Raw genomic sequence first — 25,440 nt, 5'->3', positions numbered from 1 at the left:
CGGCGAGCCCATGACGACCTACCTCGATTTCTTCGACCTCACGCAGGAGCCCTTCTCCAACGCTCCGGTGAGCCGCTTCTATTACAACTCCGCGCAGCACTCGCAGGCGCTCACCCGACTGATGCACGCGGTGAGCTACATGAAGGGCCTGTCCATCCTCGTCGGCGACATCGGCGCGGGGAAGACGACGCTGGCCCGCCGCATGCTCGACTCGCTGCCCGAGTCCGAATATGAGGCCGCGCTGCTGGTCATCATCCACTCGGGCATCACCGCCAACTGGCTCCTGCGGCGCATCGCCCTGCAGCTGGGCGTGGAGAACCCCGCGCAGGAGAAGCTCGCGCTCCTGTCGCAGCTCTACCAGCGGCTCCTTCAAATCTACGAGTCCGGCAAGAAGGCCGTCGTCCTCATCGACGAGGCGCAGATGCTGGAGACGCGGGAGCTGATGGAGGAGTTCCGCGGCCTGCTCAACCTGGAAGTGCCGGAGCGCAAGCTCATCTCCTTCGTGTTCTTCGGCCTGCCCGAGATTGAGAAGAACCTGAAGCTGGACCCGCCGCTCGCCCAGCGCGTGGCCATGCGCTACAAGCTGGAGCCCTTCACCGCCGAGTCCACGGAGGCCTACATCAAGCATCGCCTCCGGCTCGCGGGCTGTCCCCGCATGCCGTTCTCTCCGGAGGCCCTGCTGGCGGTGCATGAGCACTCGTCCGGCTCGCCGCGTGTCATCAACACGCTGTGCGACAACGCGCTCTTCGAGGCCTTCCTCGCGCGCGCGGAGACCGTCTCCGCGGAGCTGGTGCATCGCATCGGAAAGAACCTGGGACTCCAGGGCATCAACGCGGCTGCTCCCGGAGCGAGCGAGCGAGCGAGCACCGCCCCTGCGACGAACCTGCCCCGAGCGTCGAACAACAAGCTCGACCTGGCGGAGATAGACCGCTACCTCGAAGGGCTGGGTAAGCTCTAGGGGCTTTGGCGACACAGAGCCGCAACGGTGCGCTTCGAGCGCTGCTGCTCGTGCTCCTCGTTCTATCGGGGAGTGTGCTCGCGTTGCGCATGCCCCAGACGTGGGAAGTGGCCTGCACCGTCGCGCGGCGGCACCTGCCTGACGTGCTCGGGCTGGACGTGGGCATTGGCCGCTGTGAGTTGGATCCGCTGGGCTCGCGCGTGGTGGTGCACGGCTTCTCGCTCTTCCTGCCGGGCGAGGACACGCCCCTGGTGGCGGCGGACACCGCGGAGGTGCAGTTCGGCTTCCTGCGCCCCTTCTCCGGCCGGCTGACGCTCGCGCTGGTGCGCGCCGAGCGGCCCCGCGTGACGCTGGACTTGTCCCAGCCCTCGACGGAGCCGGCGAAGAAGTCCGAGGGCTGCTTCCTGGATCCGCTCGAGCGGGTGCGGATTGCTCACCTGGACATCACCGGCGCGGAGCTGCGCCTGGCACTGCCCGAGGGCCGGCGCGTCGAAGTCGCCGACCTGGACGTGCGCTGGACGGAGCGCTGGGGCGTCATCGAGCTGGACGCGGAGGCGCGTCGGGGACTCGTGCGGCTGGGCCCGGACGGCAAGGAGCTGGCGCTGCAGCGGTTGGCCTTCGCCGGCGCCGTGGACCCCGACGAGGCGCTGCTGGAGCTGGAGCGCGCGGAAGTGTCCCTGGATGACATCAGCACCACGGTGTCGGGACGGGTGGACTCGCTGTGCGAGCCGCACCTGGCGCTGGACGCGCAGGTCTTCCTCCCGCTGCGCACGCTGTCCCAGGCGAAGCTGTTGCCGAAGCCCGCGACGGGGCACCTGTGGAGCCGCGTGTCCATCGCCGGCAAGGCGGAGTCTCCCGCGATTTCGCTGGAGCTGTCGGGCAACGGGCTGGGCTACGACAGGTACGGCCCGGCCAACATCTCCGCGCGCCTGTCGTATTCGGGAGACGAGCTTCGGGTGGAGGAGGTGGTGGTGCCAGTGGGAGCCGGCCGGGTGCGCGCCACCGGCAAGCTGGGGCTGACGCCGCTGTTCCCCCTGGAACTCACGCTCAAGACGGAGGACGCGTCGCTGGCGCGCATCCTGGACAAGGCGGGCATCAAGGGCGCGTGGGTGGACTTCCCAGCCACGCTCGACGCGCAGCTCACGGGCAACCTGTTGCCGCGCTTCTCGCTGTCAGGTCCGTTGGACCTGCGCATCGGCCGCTTCACGCTGGCCACGCGGGCGTATGACGCGCCGTCGTCCGACGGCATCACCATCCTGGAGTTCGACAAGGGACGCGCGCAGGCGCAGGTGAAGATTCAAGCGGACCGGGTGTCGTTCAACCACGTCTCCGCGGACGTGGGCCGCTCGCACGTCCAGGGCGACGTGGGGTTGCTCATCGGCAACGGACTGGGGCTGGACATCCACGGCAAGGGAGAGCTGGAGCTCGCGGACTTCGGCCACATCGCGGGGCTGAAGTGGGCGGGGCGGGGCAACGCCACGTACTCGATTACGGGGCCCGTGTCGGAGGTGAAGGTGGAGTCCGGACTGTCGTTCCGCGACTTCGTTTTCTGGAGCTTCTCGATGGGCGTGTTGCAAGGGAAGCTGAACTACTCCGATGGGGTGCTCGCCTTCCCGTCGTTCACCGGCCAGAAGGGGCGCACGCAGTATTACGGCAAGGCCGCCGTGGGCTTCGGGCGGCTGCTCAACCTGAAGCTCGAGGTGAATGTCCCCCAGGGACGCACCGAGGACCTGGTCGACGTGGTGGCGGGCCTGACGCCGTCGCTGGCGGTGATGCAGGGCACGCTGGGCGGCACGGCCTCCGGCCGCGTGGAGATAGACAGCCCCATCGAGCGGCTGGAGGGACTGGTGGCCTTCGACGTGAAGGACACCACGTACTACGGCCGTCGCATGGGGGATGGCTCGGCGCGGCTGCGCTTCGTGGATGGCAAGGCGATGGTGCTGGAGCGCACGGAGCTGCGCGGTCCGCTGGGGCGCACATGGGCGGAGGGCACGCTCCTGTTCGCCGGCGGGCTCGACTACCGCTTCGGCGGAGACGGCCTGTCGCTGGCGGAGACGGTGGAGCCGGAGCTGGCGCGGCGCATGGGCATCCAGGGGACGATGGTGATGGATGGCGTCGTGTCCGGCACGTCCGACCTGCCCGTCGTCGACGTCACGCTGCGCGCCCCGCGCGTGACGTTCGCCGACCGCAACCTGGGCGCGATGGACCTCACCGGGCGACTGGTGGGCAAGGACCTCGAGGTCTGGGGACGGCCCTTCCAGGACGCCAACGGGCGCGTGAAGCTCAAGGTGCAGGACGCGTGGCCCTACGACGCGTCACTGACGCTGGCCCTGCCCGAGATTCGTCCGCTGCTTCCCTCGGAGCCGCTGTGGGCCGGCGTGTCGGGCGCGGTGTCCGGTTCGCTCACCGCCAAGGGGCCGCTGATGGAACCCGAGGCGGCCCACTTGAGCGCGACGGTGGACAAGCTGGTGCTGTCCCGCGGCGATGTGCGCGGCGAGAACACGGCGCCCATCTCCCTCTCCTACGGAAAGGGTCGGGTGGAGGTGCAGCCGTTCCGCTTCCTCGGGCCCTACGTCGACCTGAACCTGGGCGGGTGGATGACCACGCGCGGCGGCATCGCCTTCACCCTGCGCGGCGGTGGAGACCTGCGCCTGCTGGAGTCGCTCATGCCGGCCATGGTGGAGCGCTCCACGGGCCGCGTCACGGTGGACGCGGAGGCCACGGGCACGCTGGACGCGCCGTCCGTGGTGGGCAGCGCGGAGCTGTTGGACATGCGCCTCGCCATGAGGGATTTGCCCGTCAACATCCGAGGCATGTCCGGGCGCGTGGAGCTGACGGGGCAGAGGGTGCTGCTGGAGCACCTCCAGGGGCTGCTCAACGAGGGGCGCATCTCCGCGCGCGGAGACGTGCGGCTCGCGCGCTTCCTGCCGCAGCGGCTGGGCCTCACGGTGCAGCTCGACGAGGTGCCCTACCGACTGACGGAGGACCTGCCGGCGACGTTCTCCGGCTTGCTCCAGGTGGTGGGACCGCCCCGGGGTTTCACCGTCACTGGAGGCATGGACATCGTCAAGATGCGCTACCAGAAGGCGCTGGACGTGGAGTCCCTGCTCAAGTCCATGCAGAAGCGCGCCAACGCGGCGTCCTCGTCGGCGAACGCCGTCACGGGCGAGCAGCAGAAGCCCTGGGTCATCTGGGATGTGAACGTCCACTTCGGGGATGTGCGCGTGGACAACAACCTGGCCAAGGCGCGGATGCTGGGCGACGTGCGGCTGACGGGGACGGACCTGCGGCCGGGCCTGCTCGGCCGGGTGGAGCTGGCGGAGGGCAGCCAGGCGTTCTTCCGCAACAACCCCTTCACCATCAGTCAGGGTCAGCTCGAGTTCCAGGACGCCACCAGCCTGGAGCCCGTCTTCGAGGTCCAGGCCCAGACGCAGGTGCGCGAGTACGTGGTGAAGCTCCACGCCTTCGGCAAGCCCACGGACCCCCAGGTCCTCCTGTCCTCGGAGCCGGCGCTGGTGGAAGGCGACATCGTCTCCCTGCTGACGCTGGGCTTCACCTCGTCGGACCAGGAGACAGCGGCGAGCGCGGGCGCCGGGCTGGCGGCCGAGGCCCTCTTCAACGTGTCGGGGTTGGATCGGCAGGTCCAGCGGTTCCTCCCCAGCAATCCGGTGCTGCGGGATTTGTCCCTCCAGATTTCCACGACCTACAACGACGCCACACGTCAAGCGGAGCCCACCGCGCAACTGGAGTCGAAGTTCCTCAGCGAGCAGCTTAAAATCGGTATGACTCAACCGGTGAGTGGGCGAGGAACGCGGGCGCGTGCCGAGTACCGCTTCGACGACAGACTTTCCGCGCAGGCCCAGTGGGACAACGAGAACAGCGAAGCCTCGTTTGGCAACCTCGGGCTCGAGCTGAAGCTGAGCTGGGAGGTCGAGTAGCCCGCGCCGCCATGGCGCTGGTGCTGTGGCTCTGCGTCCTGTGCGCGGGGCCGGCGCGAGCCCAGCTTCGCGAGGTCGACGTCCCCGGCCCTGAAGTGGTGGCGGTCGAGCTGCACCTCCAGGGCGGCGGTGACGCGGAGGGACTCAGCGGACTGGTGGCGGTGCGCAAGGGCCAGGCACTGACGCCGGGGAACGTGCGCCGTTCGGTGGAGCGATTGTGGGCGACGGGGCGCTTCGCGGACGTGGTGGCGAGCGCGGAGGACGTGCCCGGTGGAGTGAAGCTGGTGTTTCAGCTCACGCCCGTGTCGAGGCTGGCCCGGCTGAGCTTCGACGGCAATGTGGTGCTGTCGGACGCGGAGCTGCTGGATGCCAGTGGACTGCTGGAGGGTGGGCCCCTCGACGGCGAGGAGCTGGAGGGCGCGGTGTCCTCTGTACTCCAGGCGTACCAGCGCAAGGGCTACGACTCGGTGAAGGTGACGGCGCGTCAGGAGCCGGTGACGGATGGCGTGGCGGTGTTGCTCCTCATCGCCGAGGGCCAGCCGACACTCGTGCGACAGGTGAGCTTCTCGGGAAGCCCGGGCCTGCCGTTGCCGCGTCTGTTGAGCGTGCTGGCGATGCAGCCGGGCGAGGTGTTCGACAGGGCGCGCCTGGATGCGGGGTTGGACCAGCTGCGCATGTTGCTGCGGCAGGAGGGCCATTGGCGGGCGCAGGTGGGCACGCCCTCGGTGCTGGTGGAGGGGAGCTCCGCGTCGGTGGCGGTGCCGCTGTCGGCGGGGCCGCGGTACTCGCTGCGCTTCCATGGCAACCACCGCTTCTCCGCGGAGATTCTGGAGGACGTGCTGGCGCATGACGCCGCGGAGCCGCTCGACGAGGTGGTGGCCGGACGGCTGGCGCGGCGGGTGGAGTCCTTCTATCGCCACCGTGGCTTCCACGACGCCAAGGTGCGCTCGCGCGAGGTGATTCGCCCGGATGGCGAGGTGGCCGCGCTGGCCTTCGACGTGGACGAGGGCCAGCCCCTGCGCGTCGAAGAGGTCCGCTTCCATGGGAACGCCTCGTTGGGCTCGGGGACGCTGCGGGAGTTCCTCGCGGAGCGCATTCGCGCGGGCGAGCTCCAGCCGGAGCTGGACTTGCGGCTCCAGGACGACCCGCTGGACGCGGAGGGGCGCCATGGCCGTCGCGCCACGGCGCTGGAGCCCGTACCGGACCCGTCCACGGTGTACGTGGAAGAGGCGTGGCTGGATGCGACGGAGGAGATGAACGAGGCGTACCGCGAGCGGGGCTTCCTGTCCTCGTCCGTGGTGTTCCGCGGGCTGTCGGTGGATGCGCGGACGCGCACGGCGGTGGCGGACTTCGACGTGGAGGAGGGGCCGCAGGCGCGCGTGGTGGACGTTCGCTACGAGGGGCTGCCGGAGGGCACGGCGCCGCTCACGACGAGGGCGGGGTTGGGGGTGCACAAGGGCCTGCCGCTGAGCTTCGAGGCGGTGGAGGCGGCGCGCCTGGTCCTGGAGCGCGGGCTGGGGCAGCAGGGCTATCTCTTCGCTCGTGTCACCACGGAGTCGTCCGTCGGAGAAGATGGACGGGCCGCGACGGTGGTGTTCCGCGCGGATGCGGGGCCCCAGGTGAAGGTGGGCAAGGTGCTGGTGCAGGGGCTGACCCGCACGGACCCGGACCTCATCATGGCCAACCTCGACTTGGAGGAGGGGAAGCCGCTCTCGCTGGATGCGCTGACGGAGGGCCAGCGGCGTCTGGCCCGGTTGGGGCTGTTCCGGCAGGTGGATGTCTCGCTCGCGGACCCGACCCGACGCGAGCCATCCAAGGACGTGGTGGTGACGGTGCACGAGCGGGCACGCCTGGATGGGCAGGTGTCCGGCGGCTACTTCCTCGTCGACGGTCCGCGCATCACCCTGGACACGACGTATCGCAACCTGGATGGGCTGGGGTTGAACCTGCTGGCGCGCGGGAAGGTGAACTACGCGGGCTGGAGCGCGGAGGCGCTGTCCGCGGACCGGCGCATCGCCTGTGAGCAGTCCGGAGGCGCGGCGTCCGCGGGTTGCGACGTGGAGCTCCAGGGGCTGGCGGGCCTGGGCGGCCGTGGCAACCTCGCGCTGTCGCAGCCGCGCCTGTACTTCCTCTTGCCCTTCGAAGTGGGCGCGCGTCTGGACCTGATTGCCGAGCGGGTGCATCGGCCCTCGTATGTGTCCTCGCGATTCGCGGCGGCCGCGGCGCTCGACTGGGCGGTGGCGTCCTGGTTCAACGTCTCGCTGTCGTACGAAGTGGAGAACAACCGGCTGCGCTCGCGCGCGGGCGTGCTGGAGTTGCTCAACCGCGCCGACCAGGAGCGGCTGCGCTATCCCTACGGCGACTTCGCGCTGCACTCGCTGCGGCCGTCCATCACCCTCGACTTCCGGGATGACCCGACGAACCCCCGGCGTGGGTTGGTGCTCATCAGCAGCGCGGAGCTCACGAAGGGCATCAGTGTGAATCCCACGGACGTGGCGGGCAATGCCGTGGCGGCGTTCCCCATCAACGGCGTGAAGCTGTCGAGCAACCTGAGCGGCTACATCCCCCTGGGCCGACGGGCGAGCCTGGCGCTGTCGGCGCGCGCGGGGACCATCGTCCCGCTGGAGACGGGCGCGCAGACCATCGGCTCGAAGCTGTTCTACCTGGGTGGCTCGTCGAGCCTGCGAGGCTTCCGCGAGGACGGCGTGCTGCCGGAAGACGTGCGCGAGGCACTGCATCAGCGACTGCGGGACTGCCGCTCGCTCATCAGCCCGTCGGGATGTTCGGGAGAGCTGAAGGCGGTGCTCGCGGGGCAGGTGCCGGGGAGCCAGGGCGGAGAGCTCTTCACGCTGGGCAAGGTGGAGCTGCGGGTGCCGGCGCTCACGTCGGTGGACCTGGGGTTGTTCCTCGAGGCGGGCAACCTGTGGTTGGACCGGACGCGGCTGGATTTGGAGCGGCTGCGGTACGCGGCGGGCATCGGCTTCCGGTATGTGACGCCCGTGGGTCCGCTGGCCTTCGACGTGGGCTTCAATCTGGATCCGGACGAGGAAGTGAACGAGGCGCGGACGCAGTTCCACTTCAGCATCGGTACGTTCTGAGGAGGCGGGATGCGCACGTCGTCCAGATGGCTCGTGGCGCTGGTGGTGGCGGTGGGCGGGGTGGGGTGTGGCCACACGAAGGACGCGGCGCCGAAGCCGGAGCGCCCCAAGTGGATGCCGCCGGAGGGGACGTGTCCGAAGGGCTCGCTCGTCCAGATGGACCGGCTGGGACTGAAGCCGGGCGACAAGGTCCCCGTCATCGTCGATGCCATCCAGGACCACCCAGGGCCGGCCCGGTACAACTACAGCTTCGTGATTGCGCTGCCTCGGGAGGAGGGGGAGACGAAGCTGCCCGGCGCGCGCATCGGCGGACGGTTGTACGTGACGAAGCACCGGGTGTTCGGTCGGTATGACCGGGTGTTCCTGCCGGAGAGTGGCGCGATGTCGGTGCCGTTCTGCGGAATCCTGCTGGATGCGCGGTGGGACCGTGACGGCGAGGGGCTGATTGCCTACCCGAGCCCGATGAAGGGCTTCTCCGTGGTGCAGGACAACACGGGGGTCATCCTCGTGGTGGACCAGTACCCGTGAGCAGTCGCGTCCGCTCGTGAGGTACAGTCCGGGCCGTGTTCTACGCGTGCGTCCGGGCCGTGGTGGCGGTGTGTCTGCGACTCTTCTACCGGGTGAAGGTGAATGCGCCCGACGCCGAGCCCGAGGGCCCGGTGCTCTTCGTGGGCAACCACCCCAACGGCCTCATCGACCCGGCCCTCGTCTTCGTCCTCACGCGCCGCAAGGTGACGTTCCTGGCGAAGGCGCCGCTGTTCCGCCTGCCCGTCCTGGGCTGGTTGCTCAAGGGGCTGGATGCGCTGCCCGTGTACCGGAAGCAGGATGACCCCACGAAGATGGGTGGCAACGAGGGCACGCTGGACGCCGCCAAGGGCGCGCTCGTGCAGGGTCGCGCCATCACCATCTTCCCCGAGGGGAAGAGCCACTCCGAGCCCGGTCTCGCGGAGCTGAAGACAGGGGCCTCGCGCATCGCCCTGAGCGCCGCGAAGGAAGGCGCGCCGGTGCGCATCGTCCCCGTGGGCCTCACGTACGCGGAGAAGCACGTGTTCCGCAGCGAGGTCCTCATCGACGTGGGGCCCGCCATCGACGTCGCCGCGTTCCTCCCCGCCGATGCCGCGTCGGAGCCTGAGTCCGTGCGCGCGCTCACTGAGCGCATCGCCGAAGGGCTCCGCGCCGTGACGCTCAATCTGGAGCAGTGGGCGGACCTGCCGCTGGTGCAACTCGCCGAGCAGCTCTTCTCCTTCAAGCAAGGCGGGACGTTGGACGCGGAGCGCCTGCGTCTGTGGGCGCGAGGTGTGCAGTTGTTCCGCGCCCAGGAGCCCGAGCGCTTCGAGGACGTGCGCACGCACCTGGCATCGTTTCAACGTCGTCTGGCGCTGGTGCACGCGGAAGGGCCGAAGGACCTCGCGCTCGTCTACCGCACGGGCAATGTCGTCCCCTTCGTCGTGAAGAACCTGCTGGCGCTGGTGTTCGGTCTGCCGCTCGCTGCCCTGGGCCTGGCGCTCTTCTGGCTGCCCTACCAGGTGCCTCGGGCCGCCAGCCGCAAGGCCGAGTTGGACGTGCAGGCGACGGTGAAGTTCCTCACGGCCTTCGTCGTGGCGCTGGTGTGGTGGGGCGCGCTGACGGTTGCCGCGGGAGTGTGGGGAGGGGCCGTCTGGGCGGTCCTCACCTTCGTCGCCGTGCCGCCCCTGGCCCTCTTCACGCTCTACTTCGCGGAGCGCTGGGACGTGCTGAAGCGGGACATCGACGTGTTCTTCACGCTGGGCAATCGCGCGCGTCTCAAGGCGCTGCTGCTCTCCGATGGCGAGCGGCTGGCCGCCGAGGTGGAGCGACTGGCGGAAGAGTACCGGCCGAAGGTCGATGCGGTCGTCAGGCGGTAGCGCTCGCGGAAGACGCGAGGTGTCCAATGGGCTGAGAGGCGCCTCTCGGCGGCACGAGCACGGCACTCCCCCTCGCAGTTGGTAGCGCGAGCGACCCTGTCTCGCGGAAGAGGCAGGTGACCGATGTAGGGCCATGCCTCTCGGCATCGCGCGGCATGGCTTCCACTGTCAGGCGGTCGCGCGCGCTCGTGGCACTGCCTCGCGGAACAACCTCGCACCGAGGAGCAGGGCAAAGCCGCCCAGCAGGACGGGCAGGGCGTTCACCGCGATGGCGGTGCGCAGGTTCGCCGCGTCGGCGATGTTGCCGATGAGCGCGGGCGAAATCGCGTCTCCCAGCAGGTGGATGCACAACACGTTCAGCCCCATGGCGAAGGCGCGGAACGCGGGCGGCACGCAGTTGACGATGGCCGCGTTGATGGGGCCGCTGTTGAGGAAGATGAGGAACTGCGCCACGCCCATCGCCGCGAGCGAGGGGCCCACTTCCTTCAGGTTGACCGCCAGGTACATGCACGGCGCCGCCAGCAACAGGCCGATGCCGGACATCCACAGTCCACCGCCCTCGCGCTTGCGGTCCATCCTGTCGCCCAGCCAGCCGCCCGCCACCGTCCCCAACAGGCCCGCCACCGCCGTAATCGCGCCGAAGATGAAGCCCGCGCTGTCTCCCGCCATCCCTCGCTCGCGCACCAGGTACGTCGGCATCCAGAAGCCCAGGCCACCGATGGAGAACGTCATCAGCGTGTAGCCCGCCGTCACCGCCCAGAAGGCGGCGTTGCGACCCAGACCCCTGAGGCCCACCATGAAGGGCAGCTTCGTCTCCGCGTCCGGCCCGTCCATGGCGCCGCGCTTCGGCTCCGGCATGAAGAAGGCCATCACCCCCAGAATCAGGCCCGGCACGCCTCCCGCGAAGAAGGCCACGTGCCACGAGTACTGCTGCGTCAGCCAGCCGCCCAGGCCATAGCCCGCGGCTGCGCCCACCGGAATGGCGATGTAGAAGAAAGCCAGCATCCGCGTGCGCTGCTCTCGAGGGTACAGGTCGGAGATGATGCTCGGCGCCACCGCGCCATAGCCCGCCTCGCCGATGCCAATCACCGCGCGCGCGACGAGCAACGCGATGAAGGACGTGGCCAGCCCGCTGGCTCCCGTCGCGAGGCTCCACAGCAACACGCCGCCCGCCACCAGCAGCCGACGCGGATACCTGTCACCCAGGAAGCCGCCCACCGGCGAGGCCAGCATGAACACCACGATGAACATGGTGCCCAGCAGCCCCGACTGGGTGTCGTTGATGCCGAACTCCTTCTGGATGCCCGGCAGCGCCACCGCGACGATGTACCGGTCCAGGTAGTTGACCAGGTTGATGAGCGTGAGGATGAGCAGCGCGTACCCGGCATTCGCCGCGGGGGCGATGGGCGCCGTGGCGGGCGAGGACGGAGGAGCGGGCGAGGGCGAGAGGCTCATGGAAGGAGCGCTCATGACCGGGCCGCCCCGACACCGAAGCGGTGCGCCAGCAGTCCCCACCTCAACCCTCTGTCACTCACGCGGCACCCGTCCAGGCCCAAGGCCTTCACCGACTCCAACAAGATGATGGCCCCTGCGGGGACGACGTCCGCGCGCTTGGGCTGCATGCCTGGCAGGGCACGTCGTTCTTCCAGCGGCATCTGGCATAGCCGGTCCACGAGCGCGGTCAGCTCGCCCACGGACAGCGTTCCACCGTGCACCCGCTCCGCGTCGTACGGATCGATGGCGTGCCGCACCGCGTACAGCGTCGTCACCGTGCCCGCGACGCCCACCAGCACCGAGGCGGGCGGAGGCGCCGGCAGCGTCTTGAAGGTGTCGCGCAGGTGCGACTCGATGCGGGCCCGGTCCTCCAGGGACATCGGGTCGGAGCGCACGAAGCGCTCGGTGAGCCGCACCGCGCCCACGTCGAAGCTGTGGCGGAACTCCACGTGGCCCGCGGGGTTGCCGAAGATGAACTCCGTGGAGCCTCCGCCGATGTCCAGCACCAGCAGCGGCCCCGCCGCCTCGCCCGCGAAGTCCGAGTACACCGCGGCGAAGGACAACTGCGCCTCCAGTTGCCCGGAGATGATCTCCACCGTGACGCCCGCCCGCTCCTTCGCGGCGGAGAGGAACTCCGCGCCGTTGCTCGCGTCGCGCGCCGCGCTCGTGGCGGAGACGGCGATGTCCTCCGCGCCCAGCTCCCGCGCCTCGCGCGTGAAGGCCTCCAGCACCGCGAGCGTGGCCTCCATGCCCTCCGCCGACAACTGGCGCGTGGCGTCCACGCCTCGGCCCAGCCGCGTGATTTCCGCGCGCTCCTGGACGGCCTCGAAGCGGCCCTCCGCTGTGCGCTCCGCGACCAGCAGCAGCACGGAGTTGGTACCGATATCGATGGTGGCGAATCGCGGCATGCGCGCAAGCCTACTCAACGCAGCAGCGCTTCCAAAGCGTCCGCCAGCGCCTGGTACTCGTCGGCGGTGTTGTAGACCTGCGCGGACACCCGGACGTGACGATGCGGAGGCCTGGGCCAGGCGGTGATGGGTACCTCGATGCGGTACTCGTCGAACAGGCGCAGGTGGAGCGGGTCCAGGTAGAGGGGCGGCTCGGGCTGCACCGGGTAGCCGGGGGGCAGCGTCACCACCGCCATGCTGCCCACCATGTCCTCGGGGCAGGCGGGGGCGGACTTCAGTCGCTCGCACAGCAGCGCGCGCGCGGCCAGGGCCTTGCTCCGGTTGGCAGCCATCAGCTCGGGCCAGCCGCCGGGCAGCAGGCCCCCCATCACCCGCAGGGCTTCCGGGACGCAGAGCGCGGCGGACGGGTCATGCGTCCCCGTCCAGTCGAAGTTGAGCCGGAAGCGGGAGCGGTCCGTGCGGGGCGAGTTGCGGCCATGGCTCACCGCCAGGGGCATCAGGCCTTCCTGCAAGTCACGGCGCACGTGGAGGAACGCCGCGCCCTTGGGTGCGCACAGCCACTTGTGGCAGTTGCCCGTGTAGTAGCCCGCGCCCAGCGTGCGCAATGTCAGCGGCACCATGCCCGGCCCGTGCGCGCCGTCCACCAGCGTCTCGATTCCCTTCTCCCGCAGCTCGGAGATGAGCCGGGCGATGGGCATCACCAGCGCTGTCTGGCTGGAGATGTGGTCCACCAGCAACAGGCGCGTGCGAGGCGTCACGTGCGCGAGCACCGCGTCCACCACCGACTGCGAGGACGTCACCGGCCAGGGCAGCTTCGCCACGACGACCTTCACGCCCCAGTGGGCCGCGACGAAGTCGAGCGCGTTGCGGCTGGCGTTGTATTCGTGGTCCGTGGTGAGCAGCTCGTCACCCGGCTCGAAGCGCAGCGAGCGCAACACCGTGGTGACGCCGCTGGTGGCGTTGGTGACGAAGGACACGTCCTCCGCATCCGCGCCCAGGAAGTCCGCGAGCGTGGCCCGGGCCGCATCCAGCAGCGGCTCGATTTCGCGGTGGAGGAAGCGGACGGGCTCCGACTCCATGCGCGCGCGCAGCTCCGCCTGCTTCTGGAGCACGGCGGTGGGGCACGCACCGTAGGAGCCGTGGTTGAGGAACCGGACCTCGGGGTCCAGTCCCCAGTGGGAACGGAAAGGGGCGCTCATGCGCGGGAACTGGACCCGAGCACGCGCCCCCTGTCAACGTGCCGCGACTTCTACGGCTGCGCGTCCGCCAGCGGCGCCCAGTCGGGCGTCAGGAGCGTGCCCTTCTCCGCCCGCAGGGGAAGCTGGTTGTTGCCCTCCGCTGTCATCACGAAGAGCTGCGAGCCACCCGCCCGGGTGGTGGAGAAGAGGACCAGCCGACCGTTGGGCGAGAAGGCGGGCTCCTCGTTGTTGCCCTGGTCCTGCGTCAGGCGCGTCACCTTGCCCGTCTCGACGTGGATGGTGAACAGGTCGAACGCGTTGCGCTCGTCGCGCGCGGTGAAGGCGATGAGGTCGCCGCGCGGAGACCAGTCCGGCGTCTGGTTGTAGTTGCCCTGGAAGGTGAGGCGTCGCACGCCCGAGCCATCCGCGCCCATGACGTAGATTTGAGGGCTGCCGCCCCGGTTGGACACGAAGGCGATGCGCTTGCCGTCGGGCGACCAGACGGGGCTGGTGTTGAGGCCGTAGGGCGTGTCGGTGATGGCCTTCGCGCCGCTGCCGTCGGCGTTGGACACGTAGATTTGCGCGCTCTCACCCTCGGCCAGCGCGTACGCCAGGCGCTTGCCGTCCGGAGAGAAGGCGCCACCGGTGGCCATCTGCCCGGAGGAGACCACCGAGCGGGCCTCGCCACCCGGACGCTGCACCCAGATGTCCGGCCGGTTCTTCCGGTAGGACGTGTACGCCACCTGCGTGCCGTCCTGGCTCAGCGAGGGGAGGATGTTGATGCCGCCCTTGGTGAGGGACACCGGGTTGCCGCCGTCCCAGTCAGACACCACCACGTCGCGGTTGTTGCCCGCCTTGCGCACGTAGGTGATGCGCGAGAGGAACGGGCTGGGCTCGCGGGTGAAGTGCCGGTACAGCGCGTCCGCCAGCCGGTGGGCCAAGAGGGACGGGTTGTTGCCCGGCGCGTCCTTGGCGACCTTGAGGTCCTCGCGGCCGGTGCCCACGTTGAACAGGCGCAATTCGCCGCGCAGCGTGCCCGCGTCGTCCGCGAGCGAAATCTTCACCAGCGCCTCGGCGCCCACGTCCGCCCAGCGGCTGAAGGTGATGGTGCCGGCGGCCATGCCCTCCTTGGGGTCGGCCGTGAAGCTCTTGCGGTCCAGCACCTGGAGGATGCCGGAGGCCACGAGGTCGAAGTTGAACGCCGAGTCGAAGGCGCTGGCCTGCGCCTTGGCGCCCTCGTTCTGGGTGATGGGCGCGGGCACCGCCACGGGCAGCGGGCGGAAGTTGGCGCCGGAGATTTCGATGGTCGGCGTCTGTGCGAGCGCCGCGAGCGGAACGAGGACGAGGGAGAGGAGCAGGGCTTTCATAGGGCGTTGAACATCAGGTTGACGCCGTTCTTCTGCAGCGCGTCTCGAAGGTGGTCGGGAGGAGGCGAGAAGGGTGATGCCTTGCGCACGGCGTTGAGGACCGCCGCGTCGAACAAATCATTGCCACTGGGCTTGGTGAGGTTCACGTCCAGCACTTCGCCCGCGCGTCCCAGACGCAGCGCGACGAGGGCCTTGAGGTGCATGCGCTCCGACTCCGGGATGGTGTCCGCGACGCTGTAGTTGCGCCGCACCTGCGCCTGGAGCATCCCGAAGTAGCGCTCGCCCTCGGCGGTGGCCGAGTCGCCGTCCGCGTCTCCATCCTCGGCGCCCTCGGGCTCTTCTTCCGGCGACGCCTTGGCCGTCTTGTCGAAGGCGCCGAAGAGCCGCTTGCGGCGGTCCTCGCCTTCCTTCTCGCCCTTCACCGGCGTGGGCTTGGCCGCGGAGGCCGGCTCCGGCTTGACGCCGGGGATGGGCACCGCGACGGCGGCGGAAGAGGGCGGGGGAGGGGCCTCCGGCGCGGGCTTGGGCGCGTCCACCTGCTTGGGCGGCGGTGGCGGCTGCTCCTTGCGAGGCAGGAGCTTGGCGTCGCGGGGCTTGCCCAGGCGCACCAGCGTGGCGCGGATGGGCTGCGCGGTGAGGTCCACCGGGGGCGACGCGTTGAAGCGCGCGTACAGCACCGCGGCGAGCAGCAGGGCGATGTGCCCCACCACGGACGCGATGACGAAGGGCGACACCTTCGCGGAGCGGTTGAGGAGCAGGCTGTGGCTCACCGCGGAGTGCATGGGCTAGCGCTTCGCCTCCTTCGGCTTCTTCGAGGTGGACGAAGTGTTGGACGTCTTGGCCCCCGTGGAAGGGTCCGTGATCATCCCCACATTGTTGATGCCCGCGCGCTGCGCGGCCGCCATGACCTCCACGACGGTGCCGTAGGGCACGTCCCGGTCGGCATGGAGGAACACTTCCTTGTCGGCCTGCACCTTGGCGTTGGCGGCGAGCTTCGCCTCCAGCTCCTCCAGGGGCACCTCGGCGTCGCCGATGTAGACCTTCTTGCCCGCGTCGATGGAGAGGACCACCTTCTTCTCCGTGGCCTCCACGGGCGCGGCCTTCGTCTCCGGCAGGTTCACCTTCACGCCCTGCTGGATGAGGGGCGCGGTCACCATGAAGATGATGAGCAGCACCAGCATCACGTCCACCATGGGCGTGACGTTGATCTCGCTCATCGTGGTGCGGCCACCGCCGCGATTGCCTCCGCCCATGCCCATGGTCGCGACCGCCTAGCGGAAGAAGTGACGCTTGATGATGTTGAGGAAGTCCGCGGAGAAGTTCGACATCTCCGTGTCGAACACCTTGATGCGGCTGACGAACGAGTTGTAGGCGACCACGGCCGGAATCGCGGCGAACAGGCCCGCCGCCGTGGCGAACAGCGCGTTGCCCACCGGCGCCGCCACCGTGGCCAGCGTCGCGTTGCCCTGCTCGGCGATTTGATTGAACGCGCTGAGGATGCCGATGACGGTGCCGAACAGGCCCACGAAGGGCGACGCCGCGCCCACGGTGCCCAGGAACGACACCCGCGCCTCCAGCTCCGTGATTTGCGACGTGGAGGCCCGCATCAGCGCGCGCTCCACGTTCTCGATTCCGCCCAGCCGCTCGGCCATGGCGCCCTCGGCGCCGCCTTCCTTGACCTGGGCCAGCTTGGAGAGCTCCTCGTAGCCGGCGCAGAAGACCTTGGACAGGGGCGAGGCGTCGAGCTTCTGGGCCGTCTGATAGATGGCCTCCAGCCGGGACGCCTTCCAGAAGGTGTCGAGGAAGGTGAGAGACTGTGCGCGAGCCTTGGACAGCTGGGTGGCCTTCATGGCGATGAGGGCCCAGGAAGCCACGGAGACCCCCATCAGGAGCAGCAGGACGGCCAGCTCGATGAGGGAAGCGTCGCGGATGATCTCCACGTAGTTCATGGCGCCAAGCGCCAGGGGCAGGTGGGGCGTCATGAGGTGGAGCGCGTAACACTCCGCTACAACTGGGTCAAACAAACCAGGGTGGGGGCTGGTTGCCTGCTTGAAGTTGCTTGGCCGTACGGATGAATAATTCCCGGAGGCGGTCGTCAGAGGTGACTGAAACGGGCCGAACACCTCAACACCCCACGAACAGGTTCCCCCCATGAACTCCCGACTGCTGGTTGCTCTCCTCTGCCTGGCGGCGGTCTCCACCGGCTGCATCGTCCACGGCGACGACGGCTACGACGAACCCATCTATCCGGGCGACGCGACGTTCCGCTGGACCTTCGGCGGTCTGCGCTGCGACGAGGACCGCGACATCAAGGGGGTCAACATCACGATTCCCGGTGAGCGACTCGCCAACGACGGCCAATACGCGTGCCAGGCCAACGGCTTCGACGGCATCGTCCTCCACGACTTCGCGCCGGGCATCTACAGCTTCAACCTGGAGGCCATCAGCTACACCAACGAGGTGCTGTACGAGGCGACGGGCACCTTCCGGGTGGATGGCGACGTGACGGTGAACATCGACCTCGCGCCGCTGGGCGCCCCGCCGTCCTTCGCGTACGTGAACTGGCTGTTCCCGGCGAACTCCAGCAGCGGCAACCCGAACTGCAACCAGGCGGGTGTGGCCTTCGTGGATGCCCGGGTGGATGGCGGGCAGTGGGCGCGCTTCGACTGCACGGCGGGGCATGGTGGCAACAGCGTGAAGACGCCGTACCTGGACCCGGGTGAGCACAGCCTGGAGCTGGTCGCCCTCGACTCGCAGCAGCGCACGATGTACGCCCACAGCGGCCGGTTCGTCACCCGCTACGGCGAGCCGACGTCCTACACGGCCACCCTGCGCTCCTCGAGCAGCGGCGCCGCCATCCGGTGGGAGTTCGTGGACGGGTCGAGCAGGCTGGGCTGTGGGCAGGCTGGGGTGACGCACGTGGAGGCCCGCATCAACGGAGGCGAGTGGGTCCGCTTCAGCTGCTCGGAGGGCAGCTCGGGCGCCAGCGTCACCACGCCCACGCTGAACGCCGGCAACCATGACCTGCAGCTGGTGGCCGTCGATGGGCAGAACCGTCCCTGGTATTATTACAGCGGGCAGTTCTCTCTTCAGGCCGGTGAGACGAAGAACGTGCTGGCCTCGATGTGGGTGATTGGCGGGGCGTCCATCAAGTGGGAGCTGCGCGCCGGTGGCTCCGCGCTGAGCTGCTCGCAGGCGGGCATCACCGAGGTGGCCATCAACTTCCGCGACGCCTTCACCGGGGAGCTCGTGTACGGCATCGTCGGTGACCGGCACGGCTGCAACGACGCGCCGGTGGTCTACGAGTTCCTCCGCCCGGGCCGCTACGAGGTGGAGATGTATGCGAGGGCGGGCAACGGCACGGAGTACTTCTCGGTGAACGACAGCGTGTTCATCAACGTCTCGGGTCACGTGTTCCCGGGGCCGAGCAGCGCCGCCCTGGTCTCGCTGTTCCCGCAGTAGTCAAAGCCCGCTCGCTCGTGGGGTGAAGAAGAGGGTCGGGGCCACGCGCCTCGGCCCTCTTCGCGTTGCGGGGGGAGACCCTGTCGTTGGCATCAAACGTGATAGGGACACCGGACATGCGGCAAGGCAGCCACAGTCCCATTGGCGTATTCGATTCGGGTGTCGGAGGCCTCACGGTCCTCAAGTCACTCATGGCGCACCTCCCCCACGAGAGCACGGTGTACCTGGGGGACACTGCGCGGGTGCCCTACGGCACCAAGTCCGGCGAGGTGGTGACGCGCTACTCGCTGAAGAACGCGGAGTTCCTGCTGGAGCGCGGCATCAAGCTGCTGGTGGTGGCTTGCAACACGGCCTCCGCCGCGGCCCTGCCGGCGCTGGAGGCGGCGCTGCCGGTGCCGGTGGTGGGTGTCATCCAGCCGGGCGCCCAGGCGGCCCTGGAGCGCACGCGGGGCGGCGGCGTGGGCGTCATCGGCACGCCGGGCACCATCCGCTCCGGGGCCTATCAGCGGGCGCTGGAGGCCGCGAATCCCCATGTAAAGGTGAAGGCGCGCGCGTGTCCGCTCTTCGTGCCGCTGGCGGAGGAAGGTTGGACGACGGGCGACGTGCCCTTGCTGACGGCGCGTGAGTACCTGGGGGAGTTCGCGCGCGACGGCGTGGACACGCTCGTCCTGGGTTGCACCCACTACCCGCTGCTCAAGGGCGTCATCGCGGAGGTGGTGGGGCCCGACGTCGCGCTGGTGGACTCGGCGGAGGCCACCGCGCTGGCGGTGGCGGCGCTGCTGGCTCGCAAGGAGATGCTGGCGCCCGCCACGGCGAGTGGCCCGTCTCACGCGTACTACGTGACGGATGTGCCCGAGCGCTTCATGGAGGTGGGGGCGAGGTTCCTCGGCCGGCCCATCGACTCCGCCGAGCAGGTGGACCTGAAGTTCTGAGTCGGGAGGAGGCGCCCGCGCGGCACGCGGGCCTCACTCGTCGACAAGCCAGGGTCCAGGCTCCAGCGCATCGCGTGGCTGGAGCTCGCCCGAGTCACCAGGACACGGGCGTTGCCGCCCGTGGGGCCCGCTCAGGACGACGGGCGGGTGGTGACGGGGACGGGCGGAGTCTCTTCCGGCGTGGTGGCCTTGGTGAGCAGCTCCTTGGCGACCTGGACGACGGGGGCCTCGGCGGCGACCTGGGCCTCCACGAGCGCGCGGGCCGCCTCGTCACCGATGTCGTCCTCGCGGGGGACGAGACCGGTGACGCGCGTCACGAGTCGCTCCGCCAGCGGGAAGAAGTGCACCAGGTTGAGCGGCCAGTTCAGCCAGCCCACGGTGATGCAGTAGTACTTGTTGAAGGGCGCGGTGTGGTGGATGCGGTGGTGCGCCGGCGGCAGGATGAGGTGCACGCGCTGCAGGAAGCCGATGAGGGCCGGCGGCGAGTCCATGTGCGACCACTTGTGGAACTGGTTGGTCGCCATCACCCAGAAGATCATCGCGCCCAGGAAGCTGGCGCAGAACACCCAGCCGGAGCTGGTGAGCGGCATGGACACGGCGGCCACGGCCACGGGCAGGGAGATGAGGCAGTTGTTGCCGTTGGTCTCCACGAAGTCGTGGCGGGTGATGGCCTTCTCGTCGACGTGGTGCTCGCGGAAGGGGCGGATGAGCGCCTTGCCCAGCACCGGCATCTCCGTGGAGCCCCACGTGTCGCCCATCCAGTGGACGAAGCCGGAGACGAAGTCCGCGGCGAGGTAGCCCAGCAGCACCGCGCTCAGGAGCAGCCATGGGCCGCCGTGCGGGTTGTTGTAGAGCCGGTACACCAGGAACAGCTCCAGCGCGATGAAGCTGACGATGGCGCCAATCTCCATGGCGCGGATGGCGGGTGAGTAGCCTCCGGCCAGGACCTGGGCGTCCTGGAGGCGAACCTTGTTCTTGATCTCGTTCGTCTTCTTCATCCGTGGAGTCCTGGACGTTGGCGCCGCTCAACACCGCACCGCATGCCCTGTACGTACCCCAGCCGCTTTCGGCTTTTCAACGGACGGAGGTCGCGGTCCCACTCGAAAGGTGGGCTGCATGGCAGGCGGGCGTCGACCGCAAGAATCGCGCGCGTCTGGGGGCCCGTCCCCCAGGTCGTGACATGCGGGGTTGACGCTTACCTTGTGTCGTGGGGAAGCGGCTGGTACGGTCCGCCCCTCGGCAATGACGAAAACCTTTGAGAAGGCCGTCACCGGCTTCAACCACAACATCAAGCACAAGGGGAAGGTTTACCACGTCCAGACCGAGGACTCGGGCGTCAACAATCCCCACATCATCACCCACCTGTTCGTGGGCGGTAACATCCTCGCGTCCAAGAAGACGTCCTACTCGGACATCCTCAACGCGGAGAATCTGGCGGAGGTCGTCCGGGAGTTGATGGAGGAGCAGCACAAGGAGATGCTGCGCAACCTCATCAACAACGTGTACGACAACTTCGAGTCCACGGTCCGGCACTATCAGCCCGGTCAGCTGGCCTCGGAGGCCGAACAGGCCCACGCGAAGATGCAGCCCGGCCCGGTCGCACCCAAGCCGGTGGTCGTCGCTCCCGTCGCGCCCCTGCCTCCCATGCTTCCCCCCGAGGTCGCCGCCGCTCGCGCCCTGAAGGAGAAGCCGAAGATCAACGAGGTCGGCGTCGAGACGCTGTTCGGAGAGGACCTCATCTCCGAGAAGAGCCTCGACGAGGTCATCCTCAGCTACCTCGCCGGAGAAGGCGACCAGTAGCCCGCGGCTCCCTGGTGGCACGTCGCTCCAGGAGCGCGGTGTCGGGAGGTCGACACTTCCCGACTAGGGCAGCACCCACGCCACCCAGGTCGCTCCGTACACCGTGAGCACCGCCGCGGCGAGCAGGTCGAGCAGCACTCCCACGCGCATCATCACCGGCAGGCGCACCACGCCGCTGCCGAAGACGATGGCGTTGGGCGGCGTGCCCGCGGGCAGCGCGAAGTCGCACGAGGCCGCGAAGGTGCTCACCGCCAGGAGGGGCCGCGAGGCGGGCAGCACGTTGAGCATGACGTTCGTCGTCGCCGTGTTGGAGGCGATGGCCGACAGCAGGATGGTGGCGCTGGCGACGACGCCGTGCTGCACCATGACAGGCAGCGACTCCAGGCCGGACAGGCGCGAGGTCATCCAGGAGGCCAGGCCACTGGCCTCGATTCCCGCCGCCAGCGCGAAGCCCCCGCCCAGCAGGAGCAGCGTGTCCCAGGGCACGCGCCGCAGGGCCGCCACGGACAGGCGCCCCAGCACGAGCAGCGTCACGGCGCCGACGATCGCCACCGTGGCCTCGTAGTGCTTGCCCCCCAGCTTGAAGCCGTTGAAGGCGCGGGCCACGGGGCCGGCGAGGACCTCACGAATCGGGTCGCCGAAAATCCACAGCACCGCGGCCGCGAAGAAGACGAGGCCCACCGTGCGCTCGCCCCGGGACAGGGGGCCGAGTTGAGCCAGCTCGCGGTTGATGACGTCCCCACCCTGGCCGGGCCCCATCTTGTCGCGACGGGCCCAGCGCCACAGCACTGCCCACGTCAGCGGCAGGAAGATGAGGACGAAGGGCAGGGCCGCCACCATGTACTCGACGAAGCCCACGTCGGTGCCCATCCGGCGCGACACCACGCCCGCGAAGACGGAGTTGGTGGGGCTGCCAATCTTGGTGCCGATGCCGCCGATGTTGGAGCCGTACGCGACGGCCAGCATGAGCGCCGCGCCGAAGTGCTCCAGAGGGCGGCCCTCGGCGGTGCGCAGTTGGGCGAGCAGCGCCATGCCGATGGGCACCATCATCACCGCCGTGGCGGTGTTGGAAATCCAGAGCGACACGGCGGCGGTGGCCGCGAGCATGCCGAACAGCAGACGCTCCGGCCCGGTGCCCACGGCGCGCATGATGAGCAGGGCGATTCTCCGGTGCAGTCCCCACTGCTCCATGCCCGCGCCCAGGGCCATGCCTCCCATGAAGAGGAAGATGTAGGGGTCCAGGAAGGGCAGGGTGGCGCGGCCCACGGCGACGGCGACGTTGTCCGTGTCGAAGACGCCCAGGAGCGGGAAGAGCACCACGGGGAGCACCGCGGTCCACGCCATGGGGACGGCCTCGGTGAACCACCAGAGGGCCATCCACGCGGCGACGGCGGCCGCGGCGGCGGGGCGGTGGTCCAGCCCCGGCAGGGTGTGCAGACCCGAGGGAACCCCGTAGATGAGGGCGGCGGCCACGGGGCCGGCGATGCGTCCCACCCACTGTCCCGTCGTCGCACGCCGCGCGGCCTGCTCGCTCATATGGCGTGCCACCGTCGCACAGGTGGCGCCGAGGGTGGGAGGGGAAAGCCCGGCCACCTTCCCGGCGTGCGTGGGTCGCCTCCGCCCGGCCGTGGTAGGTTGGCGCTCTCCCGCGCCGCGCCATGATTCAATTCTTCCACGTCTACAAGGCGTATCCCGGCGATCCGCCGGTGCTCTCGGACATCAACCTCAGTGTGGAGAAGGGCGAGTTCGTCTTCCTCACGGGCCCTTCCGGCGCGGGGAAGACGACGCTGCTCAAGCTCATCTTCTGCGCCGAGAAGGCCACCAAGGGGCAGATTCTGGTGGGGGGCCGCAACATCGCCCGCATCCGCGAGTCCGCCGTGCCCTACCTGCGCCGCAACATCGGCGTCGTGTTCCAGGACTTCAAGCTGCTGCCGCACCGGACGGTGGAGGACAACGTGTCCTTCACGCTGGACGTGCTGGGCGTGCCGCGCGCGGCGGCTCGGGACAAGGTGCGCCGGATGCTGAAGCTGGTGGGCCTGGAGCACAAGGCGAACTCGTTCCCCCTGCGACTCTCCGGTGGAGAGCAGCAGCGCGTGGTGATTGCGCGCGCGCTCGTGAACGACCCGACCATCCTCCTGGCGGACGAGCCCACCGGAAACCTGGACCCGGCGCTCACCGTCGAAATCATGGACCTGCTCACCCAGGTGAACATCCGAGGCACCACGGTGGTGGTGGCCACGCACGACGCCACGCTGCTGGCCCGCTATCAGAAGCGCACGGTGCGGTTGGAGCGCGGTCAGATTGTCTCCGACGAGGACGGCGTCAAGGCGGCGCGACGGATGGTCGTATGAGCGCGCTGGCGAAGACGCGGTACTTCTGGCGTTCGGCGGCGGTGGGGCTCAAGCACTCGCCCTTCGTGCACTTCATCGCGGTGACGACCATCGCGATTGCCCTGTTCTCCGCGGGGCTCGCGCGAGGCAGCGCGCGGGTGCTGGACAATCTACTCGCGTCGCTGGGCGGCGAAGTGGAAGTCACGGTGTATCTGGCGCCGGAGCTGGGGCAGGACGAGGCGCACGGCGTGCGCGCCCGCGTCGAGGAGCTCAGCAAGGGCCAGGTGACGCTGGTGCCTCCGGATGCCGCGCTCGAGCGCCTTCGCACCGAGCTGGGGGATTTGGGCGAGGCCCTGGCGGAGCTGCCGGAGAACCCGTTGCCCGCGGCGCTGGAGCTGCGCGTTCCTCCGGAGCAGCGCACGCCCGAGGCGCTCCAGGTCCTGGCCAAGGAGCTGCGCGCGCTGCCGGGTGTGTCCGGCGTGGACTACGGAGAGCAGGCCGTGGAGCGACTGACGGCCATCGCCCGGGCCCTGCGCTTCGGCTCGCTGGTGGCCTTCGTCGTCGTGCTGGGCGCCACCGTGGTCATCGTCGCGGCCACGCTCCAGCTCGCCATCTATTCGCGGCGCGAGGAGATTGAAATCCAGAAGCTCGTGGGCGCCACGGACCGCTTCGTCAAGGCGCCCTTCCTGCTGGAGGGGCTGCTTCAAGGTCTGCTCGGCGCGGGCGTGGCGCTGCTCGGGCTGTGGGCCTTCGGTCGGCTGGTGGGGCCCACGCTGGGCTCGCTGTTCGCGTTCCTCCTGGGCCCGGGCGTGGCGGCGCCGTGGGTGGAGCCGCGATTGGTGATGGAACTGGTGGGCGCGGGGTGCGGCCTGGGGCTGGGCGGCAGCTTCGTCGCGGTGGGGCGTTTCCTGCGCGTATGAGCCGGTCCTTCGTCCTCGCCCTGGCGCTGCTGCTGGCCAGCCTCCCAGCGCGCGCGCAGAAGCTTGAGGAGGCGGAGCAGTCCGAACTGCGCGAGAAGCTCGCCGCCCAGCGCGCGACGCTGGCGCTCGTGGAGTCGAAGAAGCTCACGGTGCTCGAGGGCCTGGAGCTGATGGAGGAGATGGTCGCCTTCTCCCGCCGTCGCGTGAGGGCCCTGGACGCGGACCTCGCGGTGTTCCGCAAGCGCGTCATCCTGGCCGAGCGCGAGGAGGTGCTGCTGCGCGAGGCGCTGCGCGTGCAGCTCCGTCGCCTGTCCCCCCGGCTGCGCACCCTCTACCGCGTCATGCGTCGCCGGCCGCTGGAGGTGCTCCTGTCCGCCGAGGACTTCGCCGCGCTGGTGTGGAGGGCGCGCGCGCTGGAAGCGAGCATGTCGGGCGACTTGGACCTCTTGCGCGGCGTGCAGCGCGTGGCCCACCTGCAGCGCCAGTCCACGTTGGAGCTGAAGCGACTCCAGTCCTCGCTGGCCGCGCGCGTCACGTTCCTCCAGGAGCAGGAGCGACTGGCTCGCGCGCAGCACGAGGCGCTCGAGGAGGTGGTGGGCTCGCTCGCGGGCGAGGCGGAGCTGGCCCGCCGCGCGGTGAAGGAGCTGGAGCAGGCGGACGCGGAGCTGTCCCAGGTGGTGCGAGAGCTGAAGGAGGCCCCCGCCACGCACGGCTTCGGCGCCCTGCGCGGCAAGCTGCCCCAGCCCGCGCGCGGCATCATCGAGGTGGCCTTCGGCAAGGTGGTGAACCCGCGCTTCAACACCGTCACCGTGCAGAAGGGGCTCGACATCCGCGCCGCCTCCGGCACCCCGGTGGTGGCCGTGGCGGATGGCACCGTCGTCTATGCGGGCTCCCTGCGGGGCTACGGCAACCTGCTCATCGTCGACCACGGCGACGGCTACCACACGCTCATGGCCCACCTGTCCTCCATCGCCCTGGAGCTGGGCGCCGCCGTGGCCTCGGGCGAGGTGGTGGGCGAGGTGGGAGACACCGGCTCGCTCAAGGGCTCGTACCTCTACTTCGAGGTCCGAAAGGGCGGGCAGGCCGTCGACCCGGCCTCTTGGCTGGTTCCAATGCAATGACGCGTTGCGGCGAAGTGATTCACGGCTTGTTATCCTGAGGCAACGGACTCC

At 69.4% G+C, this 25,440-nt stretch carries 20 protein-coding genes; 11 read left to right on the top strand and 9 right to left on the bottom strand.

The annotated features are described in order from the left end of the window. The first annotated feature begins 10 nt into the window (after positions 1-10). The 5 genes from G4D83_RS14700 to G4D83_RS14680 are packed head-to-tail and all read left to right on the top strand — an operon-like array spanning position 11 to position 9,877. Complete coding sequence (locus G4D83_RS14700) at positions 11-958, top strand: ExeA family protein (protein WP_163865364.1); 948 nt, start codon at positions 11-13, stop codon at positions 956-958. 5 nt (positions 959-963) lie between these two features. Then, positions 964-4,896: a translocation/assembly module TamB domain-containing protein gene (locus G4D83_RS14695; RefSeq protein ID WP_163865363.1), complete on the top strand. Its 3,933-nt coding sequence runs from the start codon at positions 964-966 to the stop codon at positions 4,894-4,896. 11 nt (positions 4,897-4,907) lie between these two features. Then, positions 4,908-7,994 carry a POTRA domain-containing protein gene (locus G4D83_RS14690; RefSeq protein ID WP_163865362.1) on the top strand — a complete coding sequence of 1,029 codons (3,087 nt, stop codon included), beginning with the start codon at positions 4,908-4,910 and terminating at the stop codon, positions 7,992-7,994. Positions 7,995-8,003: 9 nt separating this feature from the next. Beyond that, positions 8,004-8,522, top strand: a complete 519-nt coding sequence (locus tag G4D83_RS14685; protein ID WP_163865361.1) for a hypothetical protein — start codon at positions 8,004-8,006, stop codon at positions 8,520-8,522. Positions 8,523-8,557: 35 nt separating this feature from the next. Beyond that, entirely contained in the window at positions 8,558-9,877 is a 1,320-nt protein-coding gene (locus G4D83_RS14680; protein WP_163865360.1) for a lysophospholipid acyltransferase family protein, read from the top strand. Between the two features lie 168 nt (positions 9,878-10,045). Here the strand turns inward: G4D83_RS14680 and G4D83_RS14675 are convergent, their stop codons facing one another. Genes G4D83_RS14675 through G4D83_RS14645 form a run of 7 tightly spaced genes read right to left on the bottom strand, consistent with a single transcriptional unit; the run spans position 10,046 to position 16,806 of the window. Further along, positions 10,046-11,332: a spinster family MFS transporter gene (locus tag G4D83_RS14675; protein WP_163865359.1), complete on the bottom strand. Its 1,287-nt coding sequence runs from the start codon at positions 11,330-11,332 to the stop codon at positions 10,046-10,048. A gap of 11 nt (positions 11,333-11,343) precedes the next feature. Continuing rightward, a complete protein-coding gene (locus tag G4D83_RS14670; protein ID WP_163865358.1) occupies positions 11,344-12,279 on the bottom strand; it encodes a Ppx/GppA phosphatase family protein in 936 nt (311 codons plus the stop codon). A gap of 14 nt (positions 12,280-12,293) precedes the next feature. Then, positions 12,294-13,478 (bottom strand): aminotransferase class V-fold PLP-dependent enzyme, encoded by a 1,185-nt coding sequence (locus G4D83_RS14665; protein WP_163865357.1) that lies wholly within the window; start codon positions 13,476-13,478, stop codon positions 12,294-12,296. A gap of 50 nt (positions 13,479-13,528) precedes the next feature. Then, positions 13,529-14,824, bottom strand: a complete 1,296-nt coding sequence (locus G4D83_RS14660; protein ID WP_163865356.1) for an LpqB family beta-propeller domain-containing protein — start codon at positions 14,822-14,824, stop codon at positions 13,529-13,531. Next, entirely contained in the window at positions 14,821-15,606 is a 786-nt protein-coding gene (locus G4D83_RS14655) for an energy transducer TonB (RefSeq protein WP_163865355.1), read from the bottom strand. The genes G4D83_RS14660 and G4D83_RS14655 overlap by 4 nt, the downstream gene beginning before the upstream one ends. Before the next feature lie 3 nt (positions 15,607-15,609). After that, positions 15,610-16,083 (bottom strand): protein TolR, encoded by a 474-nt coding sequence (tolR, locus tag G4D83_RS14650; protein ID WP_163865354.1) that lies wholly within the window; start codon positions 16,081-16,083, stop codon positions 15,610-15,612. A gap of 12 nt (positions 16,084-16,095) precedes the next feature. Then, positions 16,096-16,806, bottom strand: a complete 711-nt coding sequence (locus G4D83_RS14645; RefSeq protein WP_163865353.1) for a MotA/TolQ/ExbB proton channel family protein — start codon at positions 16,804-16,806, stop codon at positions 16,096-16,098. A 169-nt stretch (positions 16,807-16,975) separates the two neighbouring features. Between G4D83_RS14645 and G4D83_RS14640 the strand changes: the two genes are divergently transcribed. Then, the gene (locus tag G4D83_RS14640; protein ID WP_163865352.1) at positions 16,976-18,286 is read left to right on the top strand and encodes a hypothetical protein; all 1,311 of its coding nucleotides are present in this window, start codon (positions 16,976-16,978) and stop codon (positions 18,284-18,286) included. 116 nt (positions 18,287-18,402) lie between these two features. Next, positions 18,403-19,218, top strand: coding sequence for a glutamate racemase (gene murI / locus G4D83_RS14635; protein WP_163865351.1), 816 nt, complete (start codon positions 18,403-18,405; stop codon positions 19,216-19,218). Positions 19,219-19,349: 131 nt separating this feature from the next. On the opposite strand, the gene carF is transcribed toward murI, so the two are convergent. Further along, positions 19,350-20,216 (bottom strand): plasmanylethanolamine desaturase, encoded by an 867-nt coding sequence (gene carF / locus G4D83_RS14630; protein ID WP_163865350.1) that lies wholly within the window; start codon positions 20,214-20,216, stop codon positions 19,350-19,352. Between the two features lie 244 nt (positions 20,217-20,460). On the opposite strand from carF, the gene G4D83_RS14625 reads away from it, so the two are divergent. After that, positions 20,461-21,018, top strand: a complete 558-nt coding sequence (locus tag G4D83_RS14625; RefSeq protein WP_163865349.1) for a nickel-dependent hydrogenase large subunit — start codon at positions 20,461-20,463, stop codon at positions 21,016-21,018. A gap of 63 nt (positions 21,019-21,081) precedes the next feature. Here the strand turns inward: G4D83_RS14625 and G4D83_RS14620 are convergent, their stop codons facing one another. Further along, positions 21,082-22,554: an SLC13 family permease gene (locus tag G4D83_RS14620; RefSeq protein ID WP_163865348.1), complete on the bottom strand. Its 1,473-nt coding sequence runs from the start codon at positions 22,552-22,554 to the stop codon at positions 21,082-21,084. 122 nt (positions 22,555-22,676) lie between these two features. On the opposite strand from G4D83_RS14620, the gene ftsE reads away from it, so the two are divergent. Genes ftsE through G4D83_RS14605 form a run of 3 tightly spaced genes read left to right on the top strand, consistent with a single transcriptional unit; the run spans position 22,677 to position 25,389 of the window. Then, positions 22,677-23,369 carry a cell division ATP-binding protein FtsE gene (ftsE, locus tag G4D83_RS14615; protein WP_163865347.1) on the top strand — a complete coding sequence of 231 codons (693 nt, stop codon included), beginning with the start codon at positions 22,677-22,679 and terminating at the stop codon, positions 23,367-23,369. Next, positions 23,366-24,268 (top strand): cell division protein FtsX, encoded by a 903-nt coding sequence (locus tag G4D83_RS14610; RefSeq protein WP_163865346.1) that lies wholly within the window; start codon positions 23,366-23,368, stop codon positions 24,266-24,268. Before ftsE ends, G4D83_RS14610 begins: the two co-directional genes overlap by 4 nt. After that, a complete protein-coding gene (locus G4D83_RS14605; protein ID WP_163865345.1) occupies positions 24,265-25,389 on the top strand; it encodes a murein hydrolase activator EnvC family protein in 1,125 nt (374 codons plus the stop codon). Before G4D83_RS14610 ends, G4D83_RS14605 begins: the two co-directional genes overlap by 4 nt. Positions 25,390-25,440 lie beyond the last annotated feature (51 nt).

The organism is Myxococcus eversor (assembly GCF_010894455.1).
Lineage (GTDB): Bacteria > Myxococcota > Myxococcia > Myxococcales > Myxococcaceae > Myxococcus > Myxococcus eversor.
Note: the sequence above shows the minus strand (reverse complement) of the source record. Positions and strands in the feature narration are given on the sequence as shown.

Excerpts from the sequence above, each read along its gene's own strand:
- G4D83_RS14605 (WP_163865345.1), top strand. The coding sequence starts at position 24,265 with ATGAGCCGGTCCTTCGTCCTCGCCCTGGCGCTGCTGCTGGCCAGCCTC.
- G4D83_RS14685 (WP_163865361.1), top strand. The coding sequence starts at position 8,004 with ATGCGCACGTCGTCCAGATGGCTCGTGGCGCTGGTGGTGGCGGTGGGC.
- G4D83_RS14670 (WP_163865358.1), bottom strand. The coding sequence starts at position 12,279 with ATGCCGCGATTCGCCACCATCGATATCGGTACCAACTCCGTGCTGCTG.
- G4D83_RS14610 (WP_163865346.1), top strand. The coding sequence starts at position 23,366 with ATGAGCGCGCTGGCGAAGACGCGGTACTTCTGGCGTTCGGCGGCGGTG.
- G4D83_RS14625 (WP_163865349.1), top strand. The coding sequence starts at position 20,461 with ATGACGAAAACCTTTGAGAAGGCCGTCACCGGCTTCAACCACAACATC.
- G4D83_RS14660 (WP_163865356.1), bottom strand. The coding sequence starts at position 14,824 with ATGAAAGCCCTGCTCCTCTCCCTCGTCCTCGTTCCGCTCGCGGCGCTC.
- tolR (WP_163865354.1), bottom strand. The coding sequence starts at position 16,083 with ATGGGCATGGGCGGAGGCAATCGCGGCGGTGGCCGCACCACGATGAGC.
- G4D83_RS14655 (WP_163865355.1), bottom strand. The coding sequence starts at position 15,606 with ATGCACTCCGCGGTGAGCCACAGCCTGCTCCTCAACCGCTCCGCGAAG.
- G4D83_RS14665 (WP_163865357.1), bottom strand. The coding sequence starts at position 13,478 with ATGAGCGCCCCTTTCCGTTCCCACTGGGGACTGGACCCCGAGGTCCGG.
- carF (WP_163865350.1), bottom strand. The coding sequence starts at position 20,216 with ATGAAGAAGACGAACGAGATCAAGAACAAGGTTCGCCTCCAGGACGCC.
- G4D83_RS14690 (WP_163865362.1), top strand. The coding sequence starts at position 4,908 with ATGGCGCTGGTGCTGTGGCTCTGCGTCCTGTGCGCGGGGCCGGCGCGA.
- G4D83_RS14640 (WP_163865352.1), top strand. The coding sequence starts at position 16,976 with ATGAACTCCCGACTGCTGGTTGCTCTCCTCTGCCTGGCGGCGGTCTCC.
- ftsE (WP_163865347.1), top strand. The coding sequence starts at position 22,677 with ATGATTCAATTCTTCCACGTCTACAAGGCGTATCCCGGCGATCCGCCG.
- G4D83_RS14675 (WP_163865359.1), bottom strand. The coding sequence starts at position 11,332 with ATGAGCCTCTCGCCCTCGCCCGCTCCTCCGTCCTCGCCCGCCACGGCG.
- G4D83_RS14645 (WP_163865353.1), bottom strand. The coding sequence starts at position 16,806 with ATGACGCCCCACCTGCCCCTGGCGCTTGGCGCCATGAACTACGTGGAG.
- murI (WP_163865351.1), top strand. The coding sequence starts at position 18,403 with ATGCGGCAAGGCAGCCACAGTCCCATTGGCGTATTCGATTCGGGTGTC.
- G4D83_RS14620 (WP_163865348.1), bottom strand. The coding sequence starts at position 22,554 with ATGAGCGAGCAGGCCGCGCGGCGTGCGACGACGGGACAGTGGGTGGGA.
- G4D83_RS14700 (WP_163865364.1), top strand. The coding sequence starts at position 11 with ATGACGACCTACCTCGATTTCTTCGACCTCACGCAGGAGCCCTTCTCC.